19 protein-coding genes, 1 riboswitch and 1 other annotated feature are annotated in these 24,714 nt (G+C 39.8%); of the genes, 16 read left to right on the forward strand and 3 right to left on the reverse strand.

Translation table 11 applies throughout. The features are described from left to right. The first annotated feature begins 142 nt into the window (after nucleotides 1–142). The 4 genes from QA584_RS05440 (at nucleotide 143) to QA584_RS05455 (ending at nucleotide 5,572) form a co-directional block, all read left to right on the forward strand. Complete coding sequence (locus QA584_RS05440) at nucleotides 143–1,084, forward strand: hypothetical protein (RefSeq protein ID WP_278273492.1); 942 nt, start codon at nucleotides 143–145, stop codon at nucleotides 1,082–1,084. Between the two features lie 92 nt (nucleotides 1,085–1,176). Beyond that, nucleotides 1,177–1,611, forward strand: coding sequence for a DUF4362 domain-containing protein (locus QA584_RS05445; protein WP_278273493.1), 435 nt, complete (start codon nucleotides 1,177–1,179; stop codon nucleotides 1,609–1,611). 333 nt (nucleotides 1,612–1,944) lie between these two features. After that, nucleotides 1,945–2,198: a binding site (T-box leader), on the forward strand. A gap of 116 nt (nucleotides 2,199–2,314) precedes the next feature. Beyond that, entirely contained in the window at nucleotides 2,315–4,126 is a 1,812-nt protein-coding gene (locus QA584_RS05450; RefSeq protein ID WP_278273494.1) for an alanine--tRNA ligase, read from the forward strand. Nucleotides 4,127–4,162: 36 nt separating this feature from the next. Beyond that, nucleotides 4,163–5,572: an alanine/glycine:cation symporter family protein gene (locus tag QA584_RS05455; RefSeq protein ID WP_278273495.1), complete on the forward strand. Its 1,410-nt coding sequence runs from the start codon at nucleotides 4,163–4,165 to the stop codon at nucleotides 5,570–5,572. A gap of 299 nt (nucleotides 5,573–5,871) precedes the next feature. Here the strand turns inward: QA584_RS05455 and QA584_RS05460 are convergent, their stop codons facing one another. After that, nucleotides 5,872–7,311: a methyl-accepting chemotaxis protein gene (locus tag QA584_RS05460; protein WP_278273496.1), complete on the reverse strand. Its 1,440-nt coding sequence runs from the start codon at nucleotides 7,309–7,311 to the stop codon at nucleotides 5,872–5,874. 506 nt (nucleotides 7,312–7,817) lie between these two features. Here QA584_RS05460 and QA584_RS05465 point away from each other — a divergent pair. The 10 genes from QA584_RS05465 (at nucleotide 7,818) to QA584_RS05510 (ending at nucleotide 18,760) form a co-directional block, all read left to right on the forward strand. Then, the gene (locus QA584_RS05465; RefSeq protein ID WP_278273497.1) at nucleotides 7,818–8,564 is read left to right on the forward strand and encodes an AlkZ-related protein; all 747 of its coding nucleotides are present in this window, start codon (nucleotides 7,818–7,820) and stop codon (nucleotides 8,562–8,564) included. Between the two features lie 422 nt (nucleotides 8,565–8,986). Next, entirely contained in the window at nucleotides 8,987–9,502 is a 516-nt protein-coding gene (locus QA584_RS05470) for an NUDIX hydrolase (protein WP_278273498.1), read from the forward strand. 172 nt (nucleotides 9,503–9,674) lie between these two features. Continuing rightward, nucleotides 9,675–10,307: a Fe-only nitrogenase accessory AnfO family protein gene (locus QA584_RS05475; protein ID WP_278273499.1), complete on the forward strand. Its 633-nt coding sequence runs from the start codon at nucleotides 9,675–9,677 to the stop codon at nucleotides 10,305–10,307. A 141-nt stretch (nucleotides 10,308–10,448) separates the two neighbouring features. Continuing rightward, nucleotides 10,449–12,137: a S8 family peptidase gene (locus QA584_RS05480; RefSeq protein ID WP_278273500.1), complete on the forward strand. Its 1,689-nt coding sequence runs from the start codon at nucleotides 10,449–10,451 to the stop codon at nucleotides 12,135–12,137. A 92-nt stretch (nucleotides 12,138–12,229) separates the two neighbouring features. After that, nucleotides 12,230–12,331, forward strand: a riboswitch (TPP riboswitch). Nucleotides 12,332–12,445: 114 nt separating this feature from the next. Continuing rightward, nucleotides 12,446–12,946, forward strand: a complete 501-nt coding sequence (gene thiW / locus QA584_RS05485) for an energy coupling factor transporter S component ThiW (protein ID WP_278273501.1) — start codon at nucleotides 12,446–12,448, stop codon at nucleotides 12,944–12,946. 1 nt (nucleotide 12,947) lies between these two features. Continuing rightward, the gene (gene thiC / locus QA584_RS05490; protein ID WP_278273502.1) at nucleotides 12,948–14,255 is read left to right on the forward strand and encodes a phosphomethylpyrimidine synthase ThiC; all 1,308 of its coding nucleotides are present in this window, start codon (nucleotides 12,948–12,950) and stop codon (nucleotides 14,253–14,255) included. Nucleotides 14,256–14,372: 117 nt separating this feature from the next. After that, nucleotides 14,373–15,215 carry a hydroxyethylthiazole kinase gene (gene thiM, locus QA584_RS05495; protein WP_278273503.1) on the forward strand — a complete coding sequence of 281 codons (843 nt, stop codon included), beginning with the start codon at nucleotides 14,373–14,375 and terminating at the stop codon, nucleotides 15,213–15,215. A gap of 202 nt (nucleotides 15,216–15,417) precedes the next feature. Next, entirely contained in the window at nucleotides 15,418–16,080 is a 663-nt protein-coding gene (gene thiE / locus QA584_RS05500) for a thiamine phosphate synthase (protein WP_334306017.1), read from the forward strand. Then, nucleotides 16,077–16,859 carry a bifunctional hydroxymethylpyrimidine kinase/phosphomethylpyrimidine kinase gene (gene thiD / locus QA584_RS05505; protein WP_278273505.1) on the forward strand — a complete coding sequence of 261 codons (783 nt, stop codon included), beginning with the start codon at nucleotides 16,077–16,079 and terminating at the stop codon, nucleotides 16,857–16,859. The genes thiE and thiD overlap by 4 nt, the downstream gene beginning before the upstream one ends. A 116-nt stretch (nucleotides 16,860–16,975) precedes the next feature. Then, nucleotides 16,976–18,760, forward strand: a complete 1,785-nt coding sequence (locus tag QA584_RS05510; protein WP_278273506.1) for a collagen-binding domain-containing protein — start codon at nucleotides 16,976–16,978, stop codon at nucleotides 18,758–18,760. A 239-nt stretch (nucleotides 18,761–18,999) separates the two neighbouring features. Here QA584_RS05510 and QA584_RS05515 read toward each other — a convergent pair whose 3' ends face one another. Beyond that, a complete protein-coding gene (locus QA584_RS05515; protein WP_278273507.1) occupies nucleotides 19,000–19,506 on the reverse strand; it encodes a pyridoxamine 5'-phosphate oxidase family protein in 507 nt (168 codons plus the stop codon). 95 nt (nucleotides 19,507–19,601) lie between these two features. Next, on the reverse strand, nucleotides 19,602–21,425 hold the full coding sequence (locus QA584_RS05520; RefSeq protein ID WP_278273508.1) for a carbohydrate-binding domain-containing protein: 1,824 nt from the start codon (nucleotides 21,423–21,425) through the stop codon (nucleotides 19,602–19,604). A 249-nt stretch (nucleotides 21,426–21,674) separates the two neighbouring features. Here QA584_RS05520 and QA584_RS05525 point away from each other — a divergent pair, with 249 nt between their 5' ends. Further along, nucleotides 21,675–23,474: a glycoside hydrolase family 2 protein gene (locus QA584_RS05525; protein ID WP_278273509.1), complete on the forward strand. Its 1,800-nt coding sequence runs from the start codon at nucleotides 21,675–21,677 to the stop codon at nucleotides 23,472–23,474. 61 nt (nucleotides 23,475–23,535) lie between these two features. Continuing rightward, nucleotides 23,536–24,645: a DUF4097 family beta strand repeat-containing protein gene (locus tag QA584_RS05530; RefSeq protein ID WP_278273510.1), complete on the forward strand. Its 1,110-nt coding sequence runs from the start codon at nucleotides 23,536–23,538 to the stop codon at nucleotides 24,643–24,645. Nucleotides 24,646–24,714 lie beyond the last annotated feature (69 nt).

Here is a 24,714-nt window from a genome sequence, read left to right on the forward strand (position 1 = left end):
TTCTGAAAAGCTGATAATAGATATATGAAAATTATATTATAATTTTGCTGTTTTCTTGATAACTTAGATGCCTTGGAATATACTGTAATTAACTAAGGTTTATTTTTATTCCGAAATATAAGCAATGGAAGAGGAGAATTACATGTTTGAAGATATGAATAAGGAATTAGAAGAATTAAAGCAGGGGATTAACCGATTAAAAAAAACAGAATCCATGTTAGAAAGCCTGAGAAGTACTTTAAGACAATTGGAATCAAAAGGTGCGGCTCTTAAGACAGAGCTTGACAAAGAGGAACTTGACGTTGAAAATCTAAATAAAAAGAACCTTACGACAATCTTTCATACAATCTTAGGCAGTAAAGAAAAACAGCTGGAAAAAGAACGGCAGGAAGCCCTGGCAGCCAGGTTAAAATATGAGGACAATATAAAGCAGATTGACGATATAAAATATCAGATTTCAAAACTCATAGAGGAACGAAAACAGTACCAGAACAGTGAAATCCTGTATAGCCAGTTATACAGAAAAAAATATGATATGTTAAAGGAAAGCGGTAATACAAAATTCCATAAAATCATGGAGCTAGAAGACAGTATTTCGGCCTGTAAAGCGGATTTAAAGGAAATAAAAGAAGCCATATCAGCCGGAAATCAGGTCATGAACAAGATAGCCAGTGCCCAGAAAAGCCTTGACAGCGCCAAAGGCTGGGGGACCTGGGACATAATCGGCGGTGGCGGCTTAATCACTAATATGGTCAAACATTCCCATATCGATGATGCCAAGGAGGCAGCTTCAGAAATACAGTCTTTACTGAATAATTTTAGAACAGAACTGGCTGACATTAAAATCAGCTCAGAAATCCAAATTAATATTGAGGGATTTACCAAATTCGCAGATTTCTTTTTAGATGGACTGATTTTTGACTGGGTAGTCCAGTCCCGTATCCATGAGTCCATGGACAGCGTGCAAAAAGTTAAGGAAGAGGTAGAAACCGTACTAAGGAAACTAAGTCTTATGCAAAATAACATAGAAAATACCATAACCACCCAAACGACCAGGTTATCAGAATACATTGAGACTGCATAATAATCAAAATAATTGCAATAACACAATGTTATTTCTTTTTTCACATAATACGGGTAGTGAATTATGATATTTTTATAAATGATGAGGTTTAAATGAAAAAAATTTATTATTATATCGGGATATTAATTATCATCATCCTATTTGTTACGCTAAAACTTACAAATACTTATTCCATTGAAAAAGCCACTGATCATGGTGATTTTATTACTTATCCTAATCAAATAAATATCGAAAGCTTCAATGAATTTATTACTAAAGTTAATAATCACAGTAATACAAAAATCCGTATTACGGAATATTCAAAAGAAGGTGAACCTAAAATAAATGACATAACTTACGAAAATAACATTATTACACTGCATTCCTACTATCCTAATAATTTAATAAATAAAAAGAAAAAAACAGAAGAATATACAGAACTATATTTTGAAACGATAGCGGGGAATAAAGACATGTATTTAATTAATACAAACACTGGCGCTAAAACCTACATTTGCCAGATAAGAAATACAAATGCAGAAAGATAAAATCAAAGACTAAGACAGTATCCTGGCAGGCTTGTAATTTTTTTGTATTGGGAAGGTTCCTCCTGGCACTAAGTCTTGCTGAACTGCGCCAAGGAGGAAAAGAGCAACTGTCTGAACGAAGTGAGTTTTGCTCATTTCCTCCTGCTTTAAGCAGTTCAGCAAGACTTAGTGCCAGGAGGGTTCTTTCCCTACAAAAAAATTACAAGCCTGCCAGGATACTGCCGCCCCCCTTTCTAAAATCTCCCGTCAAACATTATACCGTATATACCAAAATTTATTTCTTCCAGTTGACATTGTAAACCAGATATGGTAACATAAACAAAATTAAAACATATAAAGGCTATGAAAAGAAAGAGTATATATTATCCGGAATCCCAGAGAGAAGATGGCAGGTGAAAATCTTCATCAAGATAATATGGAAGCAGTCTTGGAGCCATGACCCGAACAGAGATACTAAGTAGGCATCATCGGAGTTTCCGCCGTTAAAAGGAAAGCAGTATAACTTGTCAATATGACAACTAGTACTGACTGAGTGCAGAATTATTCTGAAATTAGGTGGTAACACGGACGTTACGTTCGCCCTGAGTTGATATTATATCAGCTTGGGGCTTTTTTTGTATGTTTTACTTTTATTTGTTCATTCAGACCGAGGACAGTATCAACTCGGAAATGATAAGTATTCACTATAACAGGAGGTAGAATTATGGTCAAAGACTCAGAGAATCCAAGGAATCCGTATACCGCTTATGACATAAGAAACAAGTTCGTAGATTTCTTCCTAAAAAAAGAACACAAAAAGATAAACTCAGCCTCTCTATTACCGGAAAACGATCCGACGGTATTATTCACGACTGCCGGTATGCACCCATTGGTGCCATATCTGTTAGGGGAGTCCCATCCCTTCGGGAAAAGGCTTGTAAATTACCAGAAGTGCATCCGTACCGGTGATATTGATGAAGTTGGGGACAGTACCCATCTGACCTATTTTGAAATGTTAGGCAACTGGTCTCTAGGAGATTACTTTAAAAAGGAATCCATTGCACAAAGCTTTGAATTTCTGACCAAGGTATTAAATATACCCGCGGATCGGATTGCTGTAACCGTGTTTGAAGGTGATGACCAGGCAGTAAGGGATATAGAGGCTTATGAGATATGGAAAAGCCAGGGACTTACAGAAAATCAGATCTATTATTACGGTAAAAAAGAAAACTGGTGGGGACCGGCAGGACAAACAGGACCCTGTGGACCGGATACGGAGATTTTTTACGATACCGGGAAAGAAAAATGCTCCGAACACTGCGGTCCGGCTTGTAACTGCGGCAAATATATAGAAATATGGAATAACGTTTTTATGGAATACAATAAACTTGCGGATGGAACCTATACCCAGCTTCGCCAAAAGAATGTGGATACCGGAATGGGTCTAGAGCGGATTCTGGCTATTTTAAATCATAAAGATTCGGTTTACGAAACTGACGTATTGCATCCTGTTATAGAAAAGCTTGAAGAGATTACGGGAAGCACTTATAAGGAGCAAAACGCAAGAGAATTTCGAATTATCAGTGATCATATAAGAGCCGTTACCTTTATACTTGGTGATCATAAGGGAATTGTACCATCTAATTCAGAACAAGGCTACATCTTAAGAAGACTGATAAGACGAACCATTAGGATGTTTAGAAAGCTTGGCATTACAGATAATAAACTAACAGAGGCAGCACAAACCGTAATTGATATTAACGATGAAGTATATCCGGAATTAGCTGAAAATAAGACGTTTATTATGGAGCAGTTAACCAGAGAATTCATTTTATTTAATAAAACCCTGGATGTTGGTCTGAAAAAAGCAGAGAAGTATTTAAGTGAACTTTCAGGAGGTGAGGTTTTAAGCGGTGAATCGGCTTTTAAATTATATGATACCTTTGGATTTCCAATAGAGTTAACGAAGGAGTTAGCAGAGGAAAAGGGATTTAAGGTTGATTATAACGGCTTTTTAGAAAAGTTTTTAGAACATCAGGAAAAATCCAGAACCGGAGCAGAGAGCAGATTTAAGGGAGGATTGGCTGATAACAGTGAGCAGACAGCAAGACTTCATACGGCAACCCATCTGTTAAACGGTGCCCTGCGAAAAGTTCTGGGTGACGGCATTTATCAAAAGGGAAGTAATATTAACGCAAAAAGACTTCGCTTTGACTTTTCTTTTGACCGTAAAGTCACAGCAGAAGAATTAAAAGAAGTGAGCCGTATCGTTAATGAAGCCATTGAAAAGAAAATCGAAGTGGTATGTGAGGAAATGACTGTAAAAGAAGCAAAGGAACAGGGAGCCATAGGGGTATTTGAAAATAAATATTCCGATATCGTAAAGGTATATACCATAAAAGAGTATTCGAAAGAAATCTGCGGAGGACCTCATGCAGAAAACACAGGGGAATTAAAGCAGTTTACGATTCAAAAAGAGGAAAGTTCCTCCGCTGGAGTGCGCAGAATTAAAGCTGTAATCGGAACTATAGAATAAAAAATAAAAAGGGATAAAGTTCAGGAGAGAAAAAATATGATAACGCAGGTAAATAATTTTATTACATGGATAGATGGGATTGTCTGGGGATTACCATTGATTATTTTAATTATGGCGGTAGGTATTTATTTGACAATCAGGCTTAAGGTACTTCAATTAGTCCATCTGCCTAAGGCACTGAAATACATGGTTAAGAATGAAGAGGGCGGTACCGGAGAGGTATCCAGTTTTGCAGCTTTATGTACGGCACTATCCGCTACCATAGGAACCGGTAACATAGTCGGTGTTGCAACCGCTATAGTAGCAGGCGGTCCCGGAGCCTTGTTCTGGATGTGGATTGCTGCATTTTTTGGTATGGCAACAAAGTATGCAGAAGGACTTCTTGCTATTAAATACAGGCATATTGATCAGGACGGACACGTTCTTGGCGGACCTTTTTATTATATTGAGATGGGCATGGGGGTTAAATTCAAGTGGCTGGCCAAATTGTTTGCCTTTTTCGGAGCCTGCGCAGGGCTTCTTGGTATCGGAACTTTTACGCAGGTAAATGGAATCTCCTCCGCAGTTAATAATTTCTTTAGCAAAAGCAAGATTGCAGCAGTCAATCTATTTGGAAAAGAATATTCGGTTGTTATAATCATAACGGGAATCGTCATAACCTTATGCGTAGGATTAGTTTTAATCGGAGGGCTTAAGAGAATATCCGGATTTGCTCAAATCGTGGTTCCATTTATGGCAATTGCTTATGTATTAATCTGTATCATTCTTTTAATCAATCAATACAGGCAAATACCAGGAGCTTTAGCAGAAATTTTTGAAGGAGCATTTGGCATGAAAGCGGTAGCCGGAGGTGCCCTTGGAACCGTCATGGTAGCCATGCAAAAAGGTATTGCCAGAGGAATCTTCTCGAATGAATCCGGATTGGGAAGTGCTCCGATTGCCGCAGCGGCAGCTCAGACCAAGGAACCGGTCCGTCAGGGGCTGGTATCTATGACGGGTACCTTTATCGATACTATAATCATTTGTACTATGACAGGTCTTAGCATTGTTGTAACCGGAACCTGGAATATCGGACTTGAAGGAGTGGCGGTTACTTCCAGTGCATTCCAGACAGGACTTCCCTTCAGCCCTTGGGTTGCCTCTTTCCTGCTAATGGTCTGCCTGATCTTTTTTGCTTTTACAACCATAATAGGCTGGAATTATTACAGTGAACGGTGTTTGGAATATCTTACAGGAGGTAATCAAAAACCGATAAAAATATACCGATGGCTTTATATCTTGGCGGTATTCATCGGACCTTATATGACAATAGGAGCTGTTTGGAATATTGCGGATATCTTTAATGGTTTGATGGCATTTCCTAACTTGATTGCATTGATAGCCTTAAGCGGAGTTATCATAAAGGAAAGCAGGGACTATTTTAAAAAATTGGCTGTTATGAAGTAATATAAACAGCGTTCTATTTTTGCTATAGCATTTCATGGCTAGAGGATTTCGTAGCTAGAGGATTTCATGGTGAGAGGATTTTATGGCTAGAAGATTTCGTGGTCAGAAGAGTTTATGGTCAGAGGATTCATGGTTAGAAGATTCATGACAGTAAATGATTTGAAATTTACTTAAAATGAATATAGATACCAAGTATAAATGAAGTGGGAGCTGTTGTATACCAGGGGTCTATACTCTGGAATATTACAACAGCTCCATCCTATTAGTTAACGACTATAATATGGCAGAGTGAGAAAACACTAAAACTTACAGCTGATATCCGTACATATAATATATTTTTTTCCCTCATCAGTCTGGTACAGGCAGGATACCGTCCGGCAGAGTTTTCCGGTAGCACCGGAGATATAATCAAAGGAGCTGTATACCTGTCCGGCTTTTTGTATTGCCTGCCTGAAATACTTTTTAGCAGAACTGTCTGTTCCAGGTTCATTTGGTTCAAAATCTGTATCATCAGCAAGAATACCCGGATTCATAATGGTATGGCTTACCTGAATTCCGTTATCATCAAGGATATAAAGGCATTCGATTTCCGGTTTGTTGTTTATAAAGTTTTTTAAGGTTTCCTCCATTGCCTTAACGGCTGTAAGAGAACCAAGGCTTGCAATCAGTTCTTTTATAATCATACCATCATATTGGAAATCGTTCTCCTGGTTCTTTTGTAATACGTTATCCTCACCTTGAATCAGGAAATGGCTTAATAATTCTTTCAACCTGTCGGATTGGTTTAAAAGGACTGTAGTATTATCTGCACTGGTTTTGGCAAAGGCTGCATTATTTTGTACCACCTCGGAAATATGGTTAATAATGGCAGTGATGTTTAGAAAGCTTTTTTCCTGAGTTTCAGAAGAATTTACAATCTGGGCATTTAAAGAGGCTGCTTTATCGATTGACTTTTGAATAAAAGCAAAGCTTTCGGCAGTTTTACTGGCAGTTGCCGTACTTTCATTTACTTTACTGATACTGTTGTTAATCAGTTCCGTGGTCTGCTTAACGGCTTCGGCACTTTGGGAAGCCAGACTGCCTACCTGGTCAGCGACAACTGCGAACCCTTTGCCTGCGTCACCGGCACGGGCGGCTTCGATGGAAGCATTTAAGGCAAGCAGTTTGGTTTGGTTGGAGATACTGTTAATTAAATCAATAACATGGCTGATATCATCCGTGGATGCTTTTACTACTTCCATGGACAGAAGCATCTGATCCATATACTGTTTTCCGGTTTCCGCTTCGTTCTTAGCTTCCATGGCATTTTCAGAAGCTAATTTTGCATTATAGGTGTTCTTTGCAGTCTCATCCGTAATTTCCTTCATGGTATCAGAAAGATCCTTAATATGATTAGCCTGTTCGGAAGCATTTTGTGCAATTGTGCTGGAGGAGTCATCTAACTGGCTGCACAGATTATCAATGCTTTTGGAAAGCTCTGAAATAGAGGAAAACGTGTCGTTAAGTGAATGCCCTATCTTAGTCAGGGCATTCTTAATTGGGATGAAATCTCCTTTAAATGAAACGCTGCTATTTAGCTTTACCGTCATATCCCCGGCGGATAAGTGGGATATAACATGGGTAATTTCATTGATGTAGCTGTTTAACTGATTGCTGATGGTATTCGTGTCCTTTACCAGATTTAATAATAGCATATCATCTGTGGCATTAATTTGTGAATCCAGCATTCCTTTTGTCATTTGATGAAGGCTGTCCTCGATCAGGTGTGATTCCTGATATAGGCTGTTAATTATTTTATCTTTTCTCATATGCAGATTGATGACAGTAAACTGTCATTGCTCCTTTCGTAACTTGAGCATTCTGGAAAACTCCCATAAGCTGTCCTTAAGACTCTGATAAAGCCCTAACCTGACCAATAATTTTCAAGAACACTCAAATATAATAATAAAAAAGGCAATGGTACTCCCCTTGAGAGCGCCATTGCATTACTAATTATATAGTAAATTCTGCCTATGTCAAGACTGTCAATACTATTTATCTGTATCTGCGGCAAACATAGGAAGGAAGAAATAGTAAAGTGCTTGACAGTATGATAGGATATTGCCTTAATCAATGAAGGTAATCTTCACTTTACTATCCTGGGTAGTCGTGTTTGTAACAAACCATTTGTTCTGTTTTTTATATTGCGTCCTCAATTTTATCTGTTATAATGGTAAATATAGTAATAAAATACGAAGAAATTTTAATGGATAGATACGGAGGAAAAGAAATGATTACTCTTGACGGCAAGTGGACAATGCAAGGCCTTGAGAACACTGATGACAGTAGAATTAAGACGTATACGGAACTGACAGATTTAATTAACCGGATTGGTTTTTTGCCCTTATTTAAAAATAATATTGCTGGGTTTTCCGTGGAGGAATGTACGGCTTCTAATAGCTGGTGGTGTGGGAATCGGAATGAAGATCCCTGGGAATGGAGAGAGATTATTGCTTCAGAAGGAAAGATAGCTTACGGAAAATTATTTCAAAACAGAGCCGGCTTTGTATCAAAGGAATGGTATCCCAGGTTAGCTGCCTACCGTCGTGACGGTTATGATTTTGACAGCAGGTATGAAGATGGTCTTGCCTCAAGAAAATGCAAGAATATTATAGATGTGCTTACAGAACAGGAAATACTTCCCTCTTATGAATTAAAAGCACTGGCCGGCTTTGGCAAAGGCGGTGATAAGGGGTTTGAAGGAGCGATATCCCTGCTTCAGATGCAGACTTATATTACTGTAAGAGATTTTAGTAGAAAACGGAACAAGAAAAATGAGGAATACGGCTGGTCGGTAGCAGCTTACACCTTATCAGAAAAGTTATTCGGTGAAGATTACGTAAGATCTGCTTATTATATGGACGGAAAAACTGCGAAAGATGAAATTATTAAACATCTGTTAAGTAGATTCCCTGCGGCATCTTATGAGGAAATGGCGAAATGTATAAAATAAGTGGGGAGCTAGTGTGAATTGCCTCGCGAAATGCAAAAGAGGCTATTCTTCAAGGTTTATGCCCAGAAGGCATGGGCGTTAGTGATAAATAAAACCATTTCACACTTCTTATTTGGGCAGTATCGCAAGCCAGCTTGCGATATGCATGGGCGTTAGTGTGAAATAAAACCATTTCACACTTCTTATTTGGGCAGTATCGCAAGCCAGCTTGCGATATGCATGGGCGTTAGTGTGGAATAAAAAGACATTTCACACCCTGATTTGAGGCAGTGCCACATCTGCGAGCAGATGCAGCATGCAATTGGTGCTAGGTTGAAAGAAAATATTATGAAAAAGAGGATGCCATTTAATGATTCTTTCAACCTTTTTATATGTGGCAGTAACACCTCTGCTTGCAGATGTGTTATGCAATGGGAGCAAAAATGGAACGATGGGATATTTATGATAAATACGGAAATCCAACCGGCAGAATTATGGAAAAAGGCAGCATGACTAGTGTAGAGGAATATCATTTAGCCATGGAGGCCTGGATTATTAATTCAAAGAAGGAACTTTTAATTCAACAGAGAAGTAAACACTGTGAGATACTTCCTGGCATCTGGAGCCATACGACTGGCAGAATGATGGCAGGTGAAACCCCGGCTGACGGCTGTATACGTGAAATAAAGGAAGAACTGGGCATATCGGTAAAGGAAGAGGAAATCCATTTTATCCGCAGAATAATCAGGGAGGATTCCTACCGCCTCATATGGGATATCTATATTGTTAAAAAGAATGTTTTGTTATCGGATATTAAGTTGCAGGAACAAGAAGTTGCCAAGGTCAAATGGGTATCGGTTGAGAAACTAAAAAACCTGATAGATAACCGGGAGTTTTTTGAGTATCCGGAAATTTACGAGGTTCTGTCTTACGTAGAGAGTTTTATGGAGCTGGTGTAAAATTACAGGGGTATCCTACTTGGTCTTAGAATAATTTTTGTGCCGGAGCCTAAAAATATAATATTTTCTGCATAAATATAAAAACCACTTGAATAGTTTTTCTATTTAGAATATAATCTTTGCAACTAATATCTAACTGTAAACCCAGCACTTATAAGAAAGAGGCGGATATATGCAGAAAATTATAGCAGTCATATTGGATGAAAACAATCATATATCAGAGATGAAGGAAGCGAAGAAGTTGTCCGTATTTCATAAAACGGAGCAAAAATGGAGTTTGCTTCTGGAAGTTATGGTACCAGATATCCTAAATGGCAGTATTGCAGACATCAGAGAAGGGCTTGGAAGGATTATTAAGGAACTGAAGGACTGTAGGATTATTGTGGGAAAGTCCATAACGGGTCTGGTTTATAATGTATTTAATGGAGCCGGCTTTATTATCTCAGAGCTTGAGGAATTTAATATACAGGTTCTGGATGAGTTATATTCCGACATCCAAAAAGAACTAGAGGCTGTCTATGCAGAGCAGGAAGCCGCAAAAATTCCCACTGCTCCGGTAGAAACGAAGGAAAAAGGCAATTATTTTTTTGATTTTAATTTATTAAAACATTCGGATTTACCTTATACTTCTAAAAGTACCATATTACCCTTCTTAAACACCACCACCTTTCATCAGCTGGAAATCCTCTGCGATCATGTAATGCCCTGGTTTGACCAGGAGATGAAAAAAAGAAACCTTACCTATACGGTTACTGACTTAACCGGCGGTATCTGCAGTATACTTGTAAAACCGGCCATGTTGTAAACCTTTGCCGGAGATTCATCGTATTTTTATTGTATCTGCTTCCCTGGTAAAAGTCTTCCACTTAATTCATGCATTCTGTAAGTATATTTTATTGGATTAGTACATATTTACATAGTAAAGGTTAATGTGGTGGCTTAATGAATGAATCCAGAGGAAAGATATAAGATTACCAGTAATGAATATGCTGATTTAATAGTACAGGGATTTGATGCGGTTAATAATATGTTAAAGGATCCCGCCTCTACCATTATTTCTATAGAAGGCAGATTTGGTGTTACCTATATTCCGGTGGAGGAAATGACTCCGGATAGTATGTTAAAATTCGGCCGTGCAGCCATTCCGCCTATATTCGGACTGTTATCTGACGTTAGTAAGGAAGCATCCGACATATATCAACTAAGTGAGCCAGGGCTTGATTTAACGGGTCAGGGTGTTCTAATAGGATTTGTTGATACGGGAATTGATTATACCAACCCGGTATTTAGGAATCCTGATCATACTACAAGAATTGTATCAATCTGGGATCAGACAATTGACAGCGAGAACTATCCCGAGAATTTATACTATGGAACAGAATATACCAGGGATCAGATTAATGAAGCCCTCAACTCTTCGGATCCTTTTGCATTAGTACCAAGTACCGATACCATAGGTCATGGAACCATGGTGGCAGGGGTAGCCGCCGGAAGCTCTCTTTGGGAAAGTAATTTTGAAGGAGTAGCATCTGGTTCCGAACTGGTAGTGGTTAAATTAAAACAGGCGAAACCTTATTTGATGGAATTTTACAAAATACCGGAGTGGGCCATCGGTTATCAGGAAAATGATATCATGCTGGGAGTAAAATACCTTAGGGAGGTTGCCAGGCGGTTAAGCCGTCCTCTGGTAATCTGCCTTGGACTTGGAACCAGTCAGGGAGCGCATGAAGGACAATGTATTTCCTGTAATTATTATGATGATATTAGCCGTGAAGTAGGTTATTCTGTCGTTGTAGCAGCCGGTAATGAAGGAAACCGCAGACATCATTTTTATGATGAAATAAGCCCTTACGACGAGCAGGGAATAGTTGAACTAAATATTGCGGAAAATGAAACAGGATTTGCTATGGAGTTATGGGGGTATGCACCTAATATCGTAGAAGCCGATATATATTCACCGGACAATACTTTGGTATTACATATTCCTCCAATTACTGTGGCAGGGGAAAGCCTGGCTGCCACATACCATGATACTACTATTTTGGTAGACAATATTTTAAGTGAAACAAGGACCGGTGATCAGTTTATATTTTTTCGCTTTCAGAATCCCCAGAGCGGTATCTGGCGGTTTAATATTTCAGGATATGGTGACATAAATGTCAGATATCATATCTGGTTACCAATTTATAATTACATTTTGGACGATACCTTTTTCTTCAGATCGGATAACAATACAACGCTTTCCATGCCTGCAAATACGGAAAATGTAATTGCAGTTACAGCGTATAATCCGCTATATAATAATCTGTTTTATTATTCCAGCATGGGATTTACAAAAGATAATAGATTTAAACCGGACATAGCAGCACCAGGAGTAGATATAACAGCACCCTTTACAGGTAATACCTTTATAAAAGCAACGGGAACCAGCGTAGCAGCAGCATATACGGCAGGAGTAGCTGCTTTATTGTTGGAATGGGGAATAATAAAAGGGAATAGATCCGATATGAATAATATAATAATTCAAAGAATGCTGATTACTGGTGCCAATAGATTTCCGGAGTACGTTTATCCAAATCAGGAATGGGGTTATGGAATACTGGATATATATAATTCATTTAAGATTTTTCTATAACGTTTTCTTCGTCTTATTATAATAGACGTTTACTTTCGTCTTATAATAATAGATTGACACCTTTCTAAAAAATAGATATAATGTAAAAAATTGAATAATTTTTCGGGAGCTTGTGTGCAGGCTGAGAGGAAACAATAGTTTCGACCGTACCTGATTTGGATAATGCCAACGTAGGGAATAACATGAATGTAAATTTTATGGGATATACCTGTTTTGTTGGTATGTCTCATTTTTTATTTTTACAGGATGACCTTTGTTCCGCAGCAGTAGGAACACACAGCCCCATAGTAGTGAAAGGATGGTAAAAAATGAAACCTCTAAGAAAATTAACGTTAGCTGGAGTATTAATTGCGGTGGGAGTGGTGTGTTCACCCTTTTACATACCTTTGGGAATAGCCAAATGTTTTCCAATCCAGCACTTTATCAATGTTTTGGCAGGAGTTTTGCTGGGACCTTTTTATTCCGTCAGTATGGCCTTTTGTACCTCACTGATCCGGGTTATGCTTGGAACCGGAAGCCTGCTTGCTTTTCCAGGCAGCATGGTGGGGGCATTATTAAGCGGTGTATTGTATCAATTCACAAAAAAAACCATATTTGCTTTTGCCGGAGAAGTTGTAGGAACCGGCATTCTGGGGTCTGTTATAGCCGCATGGATGGCAACCTCACTGTTGTCTGCTAAGACAGCAGTATTTGGGCTTGTCGTTCCGTTTGGTGTAAGTACCCTGGTGGGAGCAGCGATATCCTTATTATTTATCAGGGTTTTTAAAAAGACAGGCATAATACAATATTACAGTATGGAGGAAAAATAAAATGCAGTATAAAACGCAGATGGAAGCAGCCAGAAACAATATAATTACAAAGGAAATGCAAGTGGTGGCAGAAAAAGAGAAGATAGACCCTGAAAAATTAAGGGAGCGAATTGCCAGAGGTCAGATTGTAATTCCTGCCAATGTCAGACACACCTCCTTAAGTCCGGAAGGAATTGGAGAGGGACTTAAAACTAAAATCAATGTTAATCTTGGAGTATCCGGAGACTGTGCCGATTATACCAAAGAATTTGAAAAAGTAAAGCTGTCCGTTGAGCTTGGAGCGGAATCTATAATGGATTTAAGTAATTATGGCAAGACCAATACCTTCAGACAACAGCTTATTGAGTATTCAAAGGCTATGATCGGCACGGTTCCGATGTATGATGCAATAGGATACCTGGAGAAGGACTTAATGGATATAACTGCAAGGGATTTTCTAAAAGTAGTAGAGGCTCATGCGAAACAGGGAGTGGATTTTATGACCATTCATGCCGGAATCAACCGCCGGGTAGTAGATAGTTTTAAAAAGACCAGACGTATTACCAATATTGTTTCCAGAGGCGGTTCCCTTTTATTTGCCTGGATGGAGATGACGGGCAATGAGAATCCTTTTTATGAGTATTATGAGGAAGTCCTTGGGATTCTTTATGAATATGATGTTACCATCAGTCTCGGGGATGCCTTAAGACCGGGAAGTATTAACGACAGTACAGATGCCGGACAGATTGCGGAATTAATCGAGCTGGGCAATCTTACGAAACGTGCCTGGGAAAAAAATGTACAGGTGCTGGTGGAGGGTCCCGGTCATATGGCATTGAATGAAATTGCCGCCAATATGGCACTTGAAAAGAGACTTTGCCATGGGGCTCCATTTTATGTACTTGGACCTCTGGTAACGGATATTGCCCCGGGGTACGACCACATTACTTCTGCCATCGGAGGTGCCATAGCGGCTGCAAATGGAGCGGATTTCTTATGTTATGTAACACCTGCGGAGCATTTAAGGCTGCCGGATTTAAAGGATGTAAAGGAAGGTATTATAGCCTCCAAAATTGCGGCACATGCCGGGGACATTGCAAAAGGCATTCCTGGTGCCAGAGATCTGGATAATAAAATGAGTGATGCCAGAAGACGGATCGATTGGGAAGAAATGTTCAGTTATGCGATTGATTCCAAAAAGGCCAGGGAATATTTTGAAAGTACTCCTCCTGCAGAAAAAAACAGCTGCTCCATGTGCGGTAAAATGTGTGCCATGAGAACTACCAACAAAATATTAAACGGTGAAAAAGTTGAGTTCTGTACCAAATAGCAGAAATATTAGTTATGGTCTTCATATGGAATATGTTTGCAGGATTTCACTAAATCCTATTAAGTTATTAAATCTTATAAAACTATTAAATCCTATCATAGAAAGAAAGGGAAAAAAATGGAACACCTAAAAGAAATACTGGAAAATGTAAGGGAAAGTGCACCCCTTATACATAATATCACAAACTATGTGACGGTTAATGACTGTGCCAATATCCTGCTTGCCTGCGGAGCCTCTCCCATTATGGCAGATGATGGTAAGGAGGTGGAGGAAATAACCGCAATCTGTAATGGATTGGTCATAAATATTGGTACTTTAAATGAACGGACCGTTGAAGCCATGATAAAGGCCGGCAAAAAAGCCAATGAATTAAATCATCCGGTAATACTTGATCCGGTCGGAGCCGGGGCTTCTGCACTGCGTACCGAAACTACCAAACGATTATTACAAGAGATTAAATTTACGGCAATTAGAGGTAATATATCTGAAATCATGACAGTTTATAAGGGAAGCGGCAGTACAAAGGGTGTTGATGCAGACAGTGCCGATAGAGTCACAGAGAATAATATTAAGGAAACCCTTCGGTTCGCAAAAGCTTTGTCGGAGGAAACCGGGGCAATTATAGCTATAACCGGAGCCATAGATATTGTTGCAGATGCAGAGCGTGCATATATTATCCGTAACGGTCATCCGATGATGAGTAAAATTACCGGCACTGGTTGTATGCTGACTGCCATAATGGGTGCCTTTCTGGCCGCCAATTCCGATCTGTTACTAAAAGCAGCGGCAGCCAGTGTATGTGCTATGGGCATCTGCGGAGAACTAGCCTATTTAAAGATAACGGAAACAAAAGGGGGCACTGCTTCCCTTAAGATGTATTTGATTGATTCCATGAGTGAGCTAACTGGTGATACCCTGGCTAACAGAGCTAGTATAACTGAGGTAACAGAGCTAGAATAACAGAGCTAACAGAGCTAGTATAACTGAGGTAACAGAGCTAAAATAACTGAGAAAACAGATATAGATAACTGAGATAACAGAGATAATATAACTGAGGCAACAAGATAATATATAAGGTAAATGGATAGATTGCTTGTGCTAAGTAAAAGAAAGGATACGATAAATAGAATGCATCTGCTATTTATCGTAGTGTTTGGGTGGAATGGTGAACGTTAATAAACAGGACATGCTTTTATATGTAGTTACGGACAGAACCTGGCTGGGGGAGCACAGTCTGGCAGATCAGGTGGAGGAGAGTATCAGGGGAGGAGCAACTTTTATACAGCTAAGGGAAAAGAATCTTTTGTCCATGGAGTTCCTTAGAGAAGCGAAAGAAATAAAGGCGGTAACAGACCGGTATCATATACCATTTATCATTAATGATGATGTGGAAGTAGCACTTAAAGCTGGTGCGGATGGTGTTCATATCGGACAGGGGGATGAGGATTTTAAGTCGGTAAGAGAGAAGTTAGGGAAGGGAAAAGTGATCGGTTTATCGGTACATACGGTTGAAGAAGCCATCAGGGCAGAAGAACTGGGAGCAGATTATATTGGTGTAGGTTCAGTATTTACCACCACCACAAAAGCTGATGCAGCCCCTGTGGCCTTTGATACCCTGAAAAGCATCTGTGACGCTGTCAGTATACCAGTAGTTGCTATAGGCGGAATATCAAAGGAGAATATCCTTAAGCTTTCCGGCAGCGGCGTGGATGGAGTGGCGGTTATATCTGCTATCTTTGCACAGCAGGAACCCTTGAAAGCGGCAAAAGAGCTGTTAGAGCTTTCCAGACAAATGATTAAAGGCAGCAGCAGGAGCTATATATGAAAAAAATTCTGACAATTGCCGGCTCGGACTGCAGCGGCGGTGCAGGTATCCAGGCAGATATTAAAACCATAACCGCCCATAAGATGTATGCCATGAGTGTAATTACCGCTCTTACCGCCCAGAATACCACTGGTGTTTATGGTGTGTTTGAGGTACCAAAAGATTTTGTGATACAACAGCTAGAGGCTGTATTTACTGATATTTATCCGGATGCCGTTAAAATCGGAATGGTCTCAAGCGAAGCTATCATCAATACCCTTGCAGATAAATTAAAGGAATATAAAGCAGATAATATCATAGTAGACCCGGTTATGATATCGACCAGCGGCAGCAGGCTTCTTAAGGAGGGGGCGGTCCAGTCCCTTATAACTAAGCTGATGCCCCTGGCTAACCTCATAACGCCTAATCTTGCCGAAGCTGAAAGTTTGTGTGGGTTTTCAATACAGAATAAAGAGGATATGCTAAAAGGTGCGGCAAAATTATCGGAATGGTTTCAGGCAGATATCCTAATAAAAGGAGGGCATTTAAAAGATTGCAGTGATGATCTTTTGTATACTAAAAGGGAATTTCATTGGTTTGAACAAAGTAAAGTGGATACTTTAAATACCCACGGTACGGGCTGTACCCTTTCGTCTGCTATTGCCTGCAATCTGGCTGCCGGATTGGATATGCAAAGCAGCATCAGGTCGGCAAAAGAGTATATTACAGGGGCATTAAAAGCAGGATTGAATCTGGGAAAAGGAAATGGTCCCTTGAATCATTGCTGGAAACAAAAATAATTGTAATATTTTAAGCAGAAAGGGCATAAAAACCTGCACAATAATTTCCTAAACCGAATAAACTGAAATGAGAATAAGGATTTGAGCAATCCAAGGTATGTTTTACAGGAGATTATATGGATTATAACAATTATGGCAGCCCAGCCGTAACAGGTGTAGGAATACCTTATGATGATATTAATTGGTACGATGTAGAAGGTCAGCCATTTGGCGCAGCTTCTCAATTTAATTTAACAGTTCTTAACGATGCCAATAACATTATCGATGTGGAAGGGCCAATGGCAGTCGGAGGCAGTTTCTACAGTCCAAGGGGATTAAGTGTAGGTTTTGAGAGAGATTCGAGGAACCAGGTCAGATATTCCCCGGATTTAGTAAGATTTTTAGTTGGCGGTAATGTAGCCATGGAAGGTCCACTGGTCGTTGTCGGTCATGTGGTTGTTGGCGGAAGTTTTCATGCTGCGAAAGGAAGCACCTATTTAATTGGTAAAGACAATACTGCGAATCAGGAGCAGGAATTAAATTACTTATATCAGGCTAGCGGAGGAAGCAGATATTGGACTATCAGTGACAAAGGAGATCATTATGTGATACCAAGTTATGACGTTTTGCGTTATATTCCGGCCTCCAGAATTGGTGCGGATCTTCCGGCTTTTTTCCAGAATGCAAGACAGAGTATGGATGCATATATGGACTGTATAGAAGCACTTCCGGTTAATGGAACTATAGTAGATAATATACACGAATGGATACTACGCGGGAATGATCCGCATCAGAATGTTTTTTTAGTAGATGTTCGTCCGAATGGCCTGATTAATAAAGGGTTACGAGCTGAAGTACCTGCTGGCAGTCTGGTTATCGTGCGGCTTAGAACAGGAAATAATGCACATTTGCAATATGGGCTCTATGGTGAAGAGAGAAGAGCCGGTCAGACACTTTATGTTTTTGAGGATGCAACAAATATTTATATGGAAAAATCCTCTGATATCTGGGGCAGTATCCTGGCACCTCAGGCTATGTTCCATGGACATCAGACAGGTGGTCATGTAAGTGGTAACGCAGCCCTTGGTTCCTTTGCGGTTAATGCTAACAGTGGTTTTGAATTTCACCTTTTTCCATTTGTAGGTGGTTTGGTATGTGAAGAAACACCGGCAGTATCTCCGGCACCACCGACTCCGCCGCCACCGGCACCAACAGCACCGCCAAGACCGACGCCACCGCCACCGGCACCAACAGCGCCGCCAAGACCGACGCCACCGCCACCGGCACCAACAGCGCCGCCAAGACCGACACCACCACCGCCGGCACCACCAAGACCGACACCACCGCCACCGGCACCACCAGCACCACCAAGACCGACGCCACCACCACCGGCGCCACCAGCACCACCAAGACCGACACCACCGCCACCGGCACCACCAGCACCGCCAAGACCGACGCCACCACCACCGGCGCCACCAGCACCGCCAAGACCAACGCCACCACCGACTTGTCCGGAATGTCCTACATGCCCGGCATGTCCGGCATGTCCCGAATGTCCGGAACCTTCCACTGACTTTATTGTTTACCCTGTACCATTTCCAGTTCCTATAGAAGAAGAACCAGGGTGTTCTCTAAAGCCGGAATGTAAAATAAAACCTGGAGTCATCATTGGCTGTATCTGGGGATGCCTTTGCTGTAAACCCCATGAATGGGAAGTAAGACTCTATAAAGTATGCAATGATACGAAAACGTTACTATACTGCCAAAAGATAATCGGTTATGGCTGCTTTCAATTCAAAGTACCCTTTGAAGGCTGCTATTCCTTAATGGTATGTCCTGCAGGTAACTATAAACTGGCAGGAAATTGTAAGCCTATTGTATCTTTAAAGAATATAGGAGTAGCTAATTTTATACTTGATTAAATAAAAAAGGATTGCAGACAGGTAATCTAAATTGGTCAAACTTAACAGCGCGGCTATTATGAGGAGGCGGTTACGTAAGGAACCAATCTGGGTTAATTGGTTGCAGTCCTTTTTCTTTTCATTAATTAAGGATAATTCATTAACAACAACTGTCAATATCAGCCCAAAGCTAGAAGTGCATAACAATAGTATACCCCGGTATCGCAGGATTACCGGGGTATACTATTGTTTATTATGTGTTAGGAACGGTTTAACCGTTTTCCAGTAATGTGGTTCACTTTTAGCTTATATACTGCTACGGCATTGACATGTTTTTCATTAAAATGAAAGGTTTCATTCGGGGAATATTGTTTCATAAGGAAGGTCAGGCCCTTTACCTTATCTTCTCCTTCCAGTAATTCAATTGTTCCGTTACCGCAGACACTTTCATATTCCATGGTGTATTCGCAGGCTTCATCAGCGGTTATTAATGTGTGGGAGCAGTCCATTTCAAAACCGACTTTATTATTCTGGCTGATAAGTTCCATTTTTTTACCTGCATTAGCTCCGTGGAAATATAATTCCATATCAGTACCGTCATAGGAAAATCCAAAATTAAGGGGAACGATATAAGGATATTCCTGATCCCAAAAGGCTAACTGGCATACATCACATTTCTCCATAATCGCAATAATATCTTCCATAGTACTTACTTCTCTGTCTTTTCTTCTCATAGCCGCTCCTTCTGCCCGGCTTCGGGCTGCCAAATTATACGACTTCCCAGTACGGGCTGCCGATCCTAAGGATATTAAAACTTAATAGAAATAAATTGAAATCATCTTATCATTAAATCAGACTGTATTCAATATAAATATGTTAATATTAAGTCCGAAAGAGTAAAACTTGATCTTTTAATGCCTCCCTGATAAGTCCCGCCGGTATATAAACCATCCGTATTACTGCCGGAACTGGTACCGCTGTCTGTTAGAGTATAAGCTTTACCTTTTTCCAGGTCTGGTGAACTGATCATAACAGAGTCATAGGGCTGCCCGGGTGCATAGGTAAGCAAGGTATTACCTTCGAGGCTTTCCAGGTGTATTAACTGTTTTGCGGGCTGTATCTTTCTATATCTGTAGATGATGGTATATTGGGAGGAATTATTGGAGGGTATTAAGGAAGGCGAACTGCCGGTGGCAATAAATAAACCGCCGCATATAGTAAAAATAACATTAGGGTTTAAGATTTCATTTTCGGAGTGGTTCGTCTGGTAAGAGGAACCATCTAGTATTACAGTACCACCGGTCATAAAAACAGATCCGCTCCGATTGATACCATTCTCAGCTGCATTCACATACAGATACCCTCCACTCACAGTCAGATAAGCATTCGGGGAGGGAGAGCTGTTTAATTTAATCCCATCTCCACGGGAGGTTATATGGAGACTGCCGTCCAACATCGTAATCATATTCCCGGTGATACCGGTAAGACTGGGTCTAATGTCAATAATACCCCCGGCTATGGTCACCGTTTTAGTGGCATTTACTGCACTGTCCTGGGAACCCAGAAGAAGTTTTCCGTCGTTTATCGTGATGGATGACTTGCTGGCGATCGCATCGCCTGTAGAGGTAACTCTTAAAGTACCACCGTTAATGGTTACATTAGAAGCTGCCAGAAGTCCGCAGGAAAGTTTTTTATTGACCAGGTTACTGCTGTTAATGGTGTAATCTCCTCCGGTTATCAACAGGGTATTGGAGGCTTTCATTCCGGCGGCTCCTGCATTAATTGTATAGCTGCCGCCATCCAGTACGATAAAGCCCTTTGAACCTTCTGCTTTATTTGTGGATATCATACCATTTCCAGTTGTCTTAATGTTGATAGTTCCACCGTTTGCTGCCAACAGGTCAAAACCGGTTATTCCGTTCATCAGCGAATGGATATTAATATTACCTCCGGTTATTTTTAAGGTGCCAAGGCAGAGGATACCGTTGCTGCCATCTGCCAGGATATCTAGAGATCCAGCACCATTTATGGAAAGGTCTGCATTGCTGTAAATGGCTGAACGTTCTAGCTTACCAGAAGAATCAGTAGAAGCTTTTTCCTGGGTAATTGTGTTTTTAGTACCGTCTTCCAGGGAAATAACAGCTTTGTCCGCTTTTTTTATGTAGATAGGTGCATTGCCGATATTGTTCAGTTGAAGACCGTTTAATACGATCTGAACCATTCCACCCGTAGTAAGATCAACGATGAGCTGTCCGTTCTTTAGTTGACCGCTAATCACATATATTCCGGCTGTATTAAGGGTAATGGAATTACCAGCTACCCTGTAACCTGTGCCGGAATAAATATCAGAAACTTTATCCAGATTAATATATACGGGATCTTTGGCAGCCCAGTCTGTGTAATAATCCTCCGTACTGTATTCAACCATATCACTGGATTCGATGGCTGCATTTATGTCATCAGGATTGCCGGTAAGGTTCTTTTGTGCCTTGGTCCTACTAGTTGCTTTAGTTGCCGGCTTACTATATTCGGTGCCGTTCTCAGCAGGAATATCGGTAGAGGGACTATCCACTATGTAAGCAGTATTTTCAGCTACTATGGTACCTGTTATCGGATTTTTTTCTGAACTGCAGGATACGAATAGAAGAGACAGGAATAAGGTAAATAGTATTAATTTTAATTTCATGGAATATGCCTGTGCCTTTCAGGTGCCTGACTTGAAATAGAATAACTTTTTTCGCAGATATGCAATATATTACCATTATAATAATACGAAATTGTGAACGTATATTGGCGGAATGGTGAAATCTATGTGAACATGTATAAGATTTATAAAAATATGTAAAAAATAAGGTGGATTATAAGTTTTGGTTATGATATACTGGCATATATTAGCAATTTTAAATAATATTATTGTAAAAAATCAGGTGACAGAATGAAAATAAAAGATGTAATTAAAACCTTTATGCTATCAAAGAAAAAGCAGCCCGATAATCAACTGTATACAAAATGGGGAGAAGAATTAGATGTAGAGCACGTTTTGGAGGAGTATCCCAGACCTCAGCTGAGAAGGGATAATTATACTATATTAAATGGGTATTGGGATTACTGTATTACAAAAAATAAGGAAAAACCCTCCCGGTTTGAAGGTAAAATTTTAGTTCCTTTTTCACCTGAGTGTGCATTATCCGGTGTTAACAGACAGGTAATGCCGGAGGATTATCTTTGGTATGAAAGGAATATAACAATTGATGAGATACAAGACGGAAACCGTTGTATCCTTCATTTTGGAGCCGTTGACCAGTTCTGTGAGGTGTTTATTAATAATATAAAAGTGAAGAAACATATTGGAGGATATCTGCCTTTTTCCTGTGATATTACAAAGTATATAAAAACCGGTGATAACCGGCTGACCCTAAGGGTAATCGATTTAACGGATACCTCCTATCACAGCAGGGGAAAGCAGGTAATGCTGCGGGGCGGTATGTTTTATACGGCCCAAAGCGGAATCTGGCAGACCGTATGGCTTGAATGGGTTCCGGAACAATATATTAAGTCGATAAAAATTACACCTTCTCTGGAGGAGGGCTGTATTCAGTTGGATATTAACATGAACCACTGGGAAGGAAAGGTAGAAGAGAACGAAATCACCGTAGAAATTTTTTCAGAGCAGCAGTTGGTGCAAAGAGTAGATGACTACGGTACCAGTTTTATTATCCCGGTTAATAATCCCCGGTTATGGAGCCCAGAAGATCCGTTTTTATATGATATGATGATAAGAGTCGGAGAAGATGTAGTGGAGAGTTATTTTGCCATGCGTAAATTTGAAGTAAAAAAAGACGAAGCGGGAATTCCCAGGATGTTTCTTAATAATAAAGCTTACTTTCACAACGGGTTACTTGATCAGGGTTACTGGCCGGATGGATTATACACTGCCCCAAGTGATGAAGCCATGATATATGATATACAGACGACCAAGGAACTTGGATTTAATATGCTGCGCAAGCATATTAAAATTGAACCCCTCCGCTGGTATTATCATTGTGATCGGTTAGGAGTTCTTGTGTGGCAGGATATGGTAAATGGCGGAGAAAAATATAATATGCTCTGGCTGGGTTATCTCCCAACATTCTTTCCCAAATTAGTGAAAAAGGTAAAGGATAATTGTTATGTTTTATTCTCTAGAACCAATAAAAAGGGAAGAGACGAATGGACCAGGGAATGTAAAAAAACAGTCGAACATCTTTATAATTGTCCGTCAATCGCAGTATGGGTTCCTTTTAATGAAGGATGGGGGCAGTTTGATGCCGCCAAAGCAACAGAACTCATAAAAGGACTTGATAAAACCAGGCTGGTTGACCAAGCCAGCGGCTGGTTCGATCAAAAGGGAGGGGATTTTAGCAGCATCCATAATTATTTTCGCAAGTTGGACGTTATCCCTGAAAACAGAGCAGCCGTATTATCGGAATTTGCCGGATATGTCTGCTATATACCCAAACACTCCTTTTCCAATAATATCTATGGGTATAAAATTTATGTAAATAAAAAGGATCTAAATAAAGCGGTTCAGAATTTATATTCAAAAGAAATTCCGGCTTTAATAGAAAAAGGATTGTCCTCCGCCGTTTTTACCCAGCTTTCTGATGTGGAGGATGAGGTCAACGGGCTTTTGACCTATGACAGGAAAGTCTGCAAAGTAGAAAAAATTGAGGCAGTGCAGTTGACAAAAGACTAGCAATCGCAAAAGCAAACTATTGTATCATTTCATTCGTATATTTAAGGGGGATAAAAAGGGAATGGAAAGTAAATTTTATGATAAGCAATTAAAAGACTATACCGTAAAAGTTACCAAATCAAAGAATATTGAAGCAAAGCGGAGGAGTAAGAAGGGTATCCGGATAGACCGGTTTATGAAAGGCATGCTTTCAATGGTCTTTGCAGTTATGGTTTTATCTGGCTGCAGTTATAGTTTTAGCTTTAATAATTCCAATCAGCTTAAAATGGAAGATGCCAAAGAATTTAAAATGGAAAAAACACTGGCTGATCCTATAAAACAGATTACGATTGACTCAAGGATTGGTGATATTGAAATCATAAAAGATGATAATTACTATGTTGAAATCAATTACCGGTATTTTAATGAGAAACCAACCTATAAATTGGAAAACGGAATTTTAAGTTTTGATGATTCCAAAGCTTTTCCTAATTCCTACAGCATCAGTTTTGACATAAAAAATACAATTAAAATATACCTGCCAGAAGATGCAGACTTAGGACAGATTACAATTTCAACTGCTTCCGGTGATGTATCCTTATCTGACTTACAGACAGAGAAGCTAAAAGTTTCCGTCGCCTATGGAGATCTTACCTTAAAAAAGGCAGCAGCAGAAGAAACGAATATCAATATGTCCTCCGGCAGCAGTAACATCAGTGATTTAGACACGAAAACCCTGGATTATTCCAATTCCTATGGCAATGGGGATTTTACGAATATTAATAAAGCAAATACAAACAGCCAGGATGATTCCAGAATTAAGATTTCCATGTCAAGTGGAAATGCTGACTTTGATACCGTTAACAGCAAAAACCTTGAGATTAGTAATTCCTACGGGAATATAACCGGAAAAGGATTGTTAATTAACGGATTTGAAGCTGATTTAAGCAGCGGAGATTTAAAGATTTCGAAATCCATCCTAGAGAAAGCGGATATTTCCAATAGTTACGGAGATGTGATTCTTTCCCTGACCGGAGATACGAAGGATTATATGCTTGATTTAAGCACCTCTTACGGCAAGGTTGACGTTGACGGTAAAAATTATGACGGTCACTTAATCCGAGAAAATGGAGGCAGCAAACGTTTAACGGCTGATTTAAGCAGCGGAGATATCGAAGTGACATTTGAATAGACAAAGTTTTAGGTCAGGTCTTTAAGTTATTATTAAGTCCCATAGGGGAATAACTGCTTTTGCTTTCAT

This window comes from Anaerocolumna sp. AGMB13025, from assembly GCF_029689925.1.
In the GTDB taxonomy this organism is placed as follows: Bacteria; Bacillota; Clostridia; order Lachnospirales; family Lachnospiraceae; genus Anaerocolumna.

Excerpts from the sequence above, each read along its gene's own strand:
- QA584_RS05440 (WP_278273492.1), top strand. The coding sequence starts at position 143 with ATGTTTGAAGATATGAATAAGGAATTAGAAGAATTAAAGCAGGGGATT.
- QA584_RS05445 (WP_278273493.1), top strand. The coding sequence starts at position 1,177 with ATGAAAAAAATTTATTATTATATCGGGATATTAATTATCATCATCCTA.
- QA584_RS05450 (WP_278273494.1), top strand. The coding sequence starts at position 2,315 with ATGGTCAAAGACTCAGAGAATCCAAGGAATCCGTATACCGCTTATGAC.
- QA584_RS05455 (WP_278273495.1), top strand. The coding sequence starts at position 4,163 with ATGATAACGCAGGTAAATAATTTTATTACATGGATAGATGGGATTGTC.
- QA584_RS05460 (WP_278273496.1), bottom strand. The coding sequence starts at position 7,311 with ATGACAAAAGGAATGCTGGATTCACAAATTAATGCCACAGATGATATG.
- QA584_RS05465 (WP_278273497.1), top strand. The coding sequence starts at position 7,818 with ATGGATAGATACGGAGGAAAAGAAATGATTACTCTTGACGGCAAGTGG.
- QA584_RS05470 (WP_278273498.1), top strand. The coding sequence starts at position 8,987 with ATGGAACGATGGGATATTTATGATAAATACGGAAATCCAACCGGCAGA.
- QA584_RS05475 (WP_278273499.1), top strand. The coding sequence starts at position 9,675 with ATGCAGAAAATTATAGCAGTCATATTGGATGAAAACAATCATATATCA.
- QA584_RS05480 (WP_278273500.1), top strand. The coding sequence starts at position 10,449 with ATGAATCCAGAGGAAAGATATAAGATTACCAGTAATGAATATGCTGAT.
- thiW (WP_278273501.1), top strand. The coding sequence starts at position 12,446 with ATGAAACCTCTAAGAAAATTAACGTTAGCTGGAGTATTAATTGCGGTG.
- thiC (WP_278273502.1), top strand. The coding sequence starts at position 12,948 with ATGCAGTATAAAACGCAGATGGAAGCAGCCAGAAACAATATAATTACA.
- thiM (WP_278273503.1), top strand. The coding sequence starts at position 14,373 with ATGGAACACCTAAAAGAAATACTGGAAAATGTAAGGGAAAGTGCACCC.
- thiE (WP_334306017.1), top strand. The coding sequence starts at position 15,418 with ATGGTGAACGTTAATAAACAGGACATGCTTTTATATGTAGTTACGGAC.
- thiD (WP_278273505.1), top strand. The coding sequence starts at position 16,077 with ATGAAAAAAATTCTGACAATTGCCGGCTCGGACTGCAGCGGCGGTGCA.
- QA584_RS05510 (WP_278273506.1), top strand. The coding sequence starts at position 16,976 with ATGGATTATAACAATTATGGCAGCCCAGCCGTAACAGGTGTAGGAATA.
- QA584_RS05520 (WP_278273508.1), bottom strand. The coding sequence starts at position 21,425 with ATGAAATTAAAATTAATACTATTTACCTTATTCCTGTCTCTTCTATTC.
- QA584_RS05525 (WP_278273509.1), top strand. The coding sequence starts at position 21,675 with ATGAAAATAAAAGATGTAATTAAAACCTTTATGCTATCAAAGAAAAAG.
- QA584_RS05530 (WP_278273510.1), top strand. The coding sequence starts at position 23,536 with ATGGAAAGTAAATTTTATGATAAGCAATTAAAAGACTATACCGTAAAA.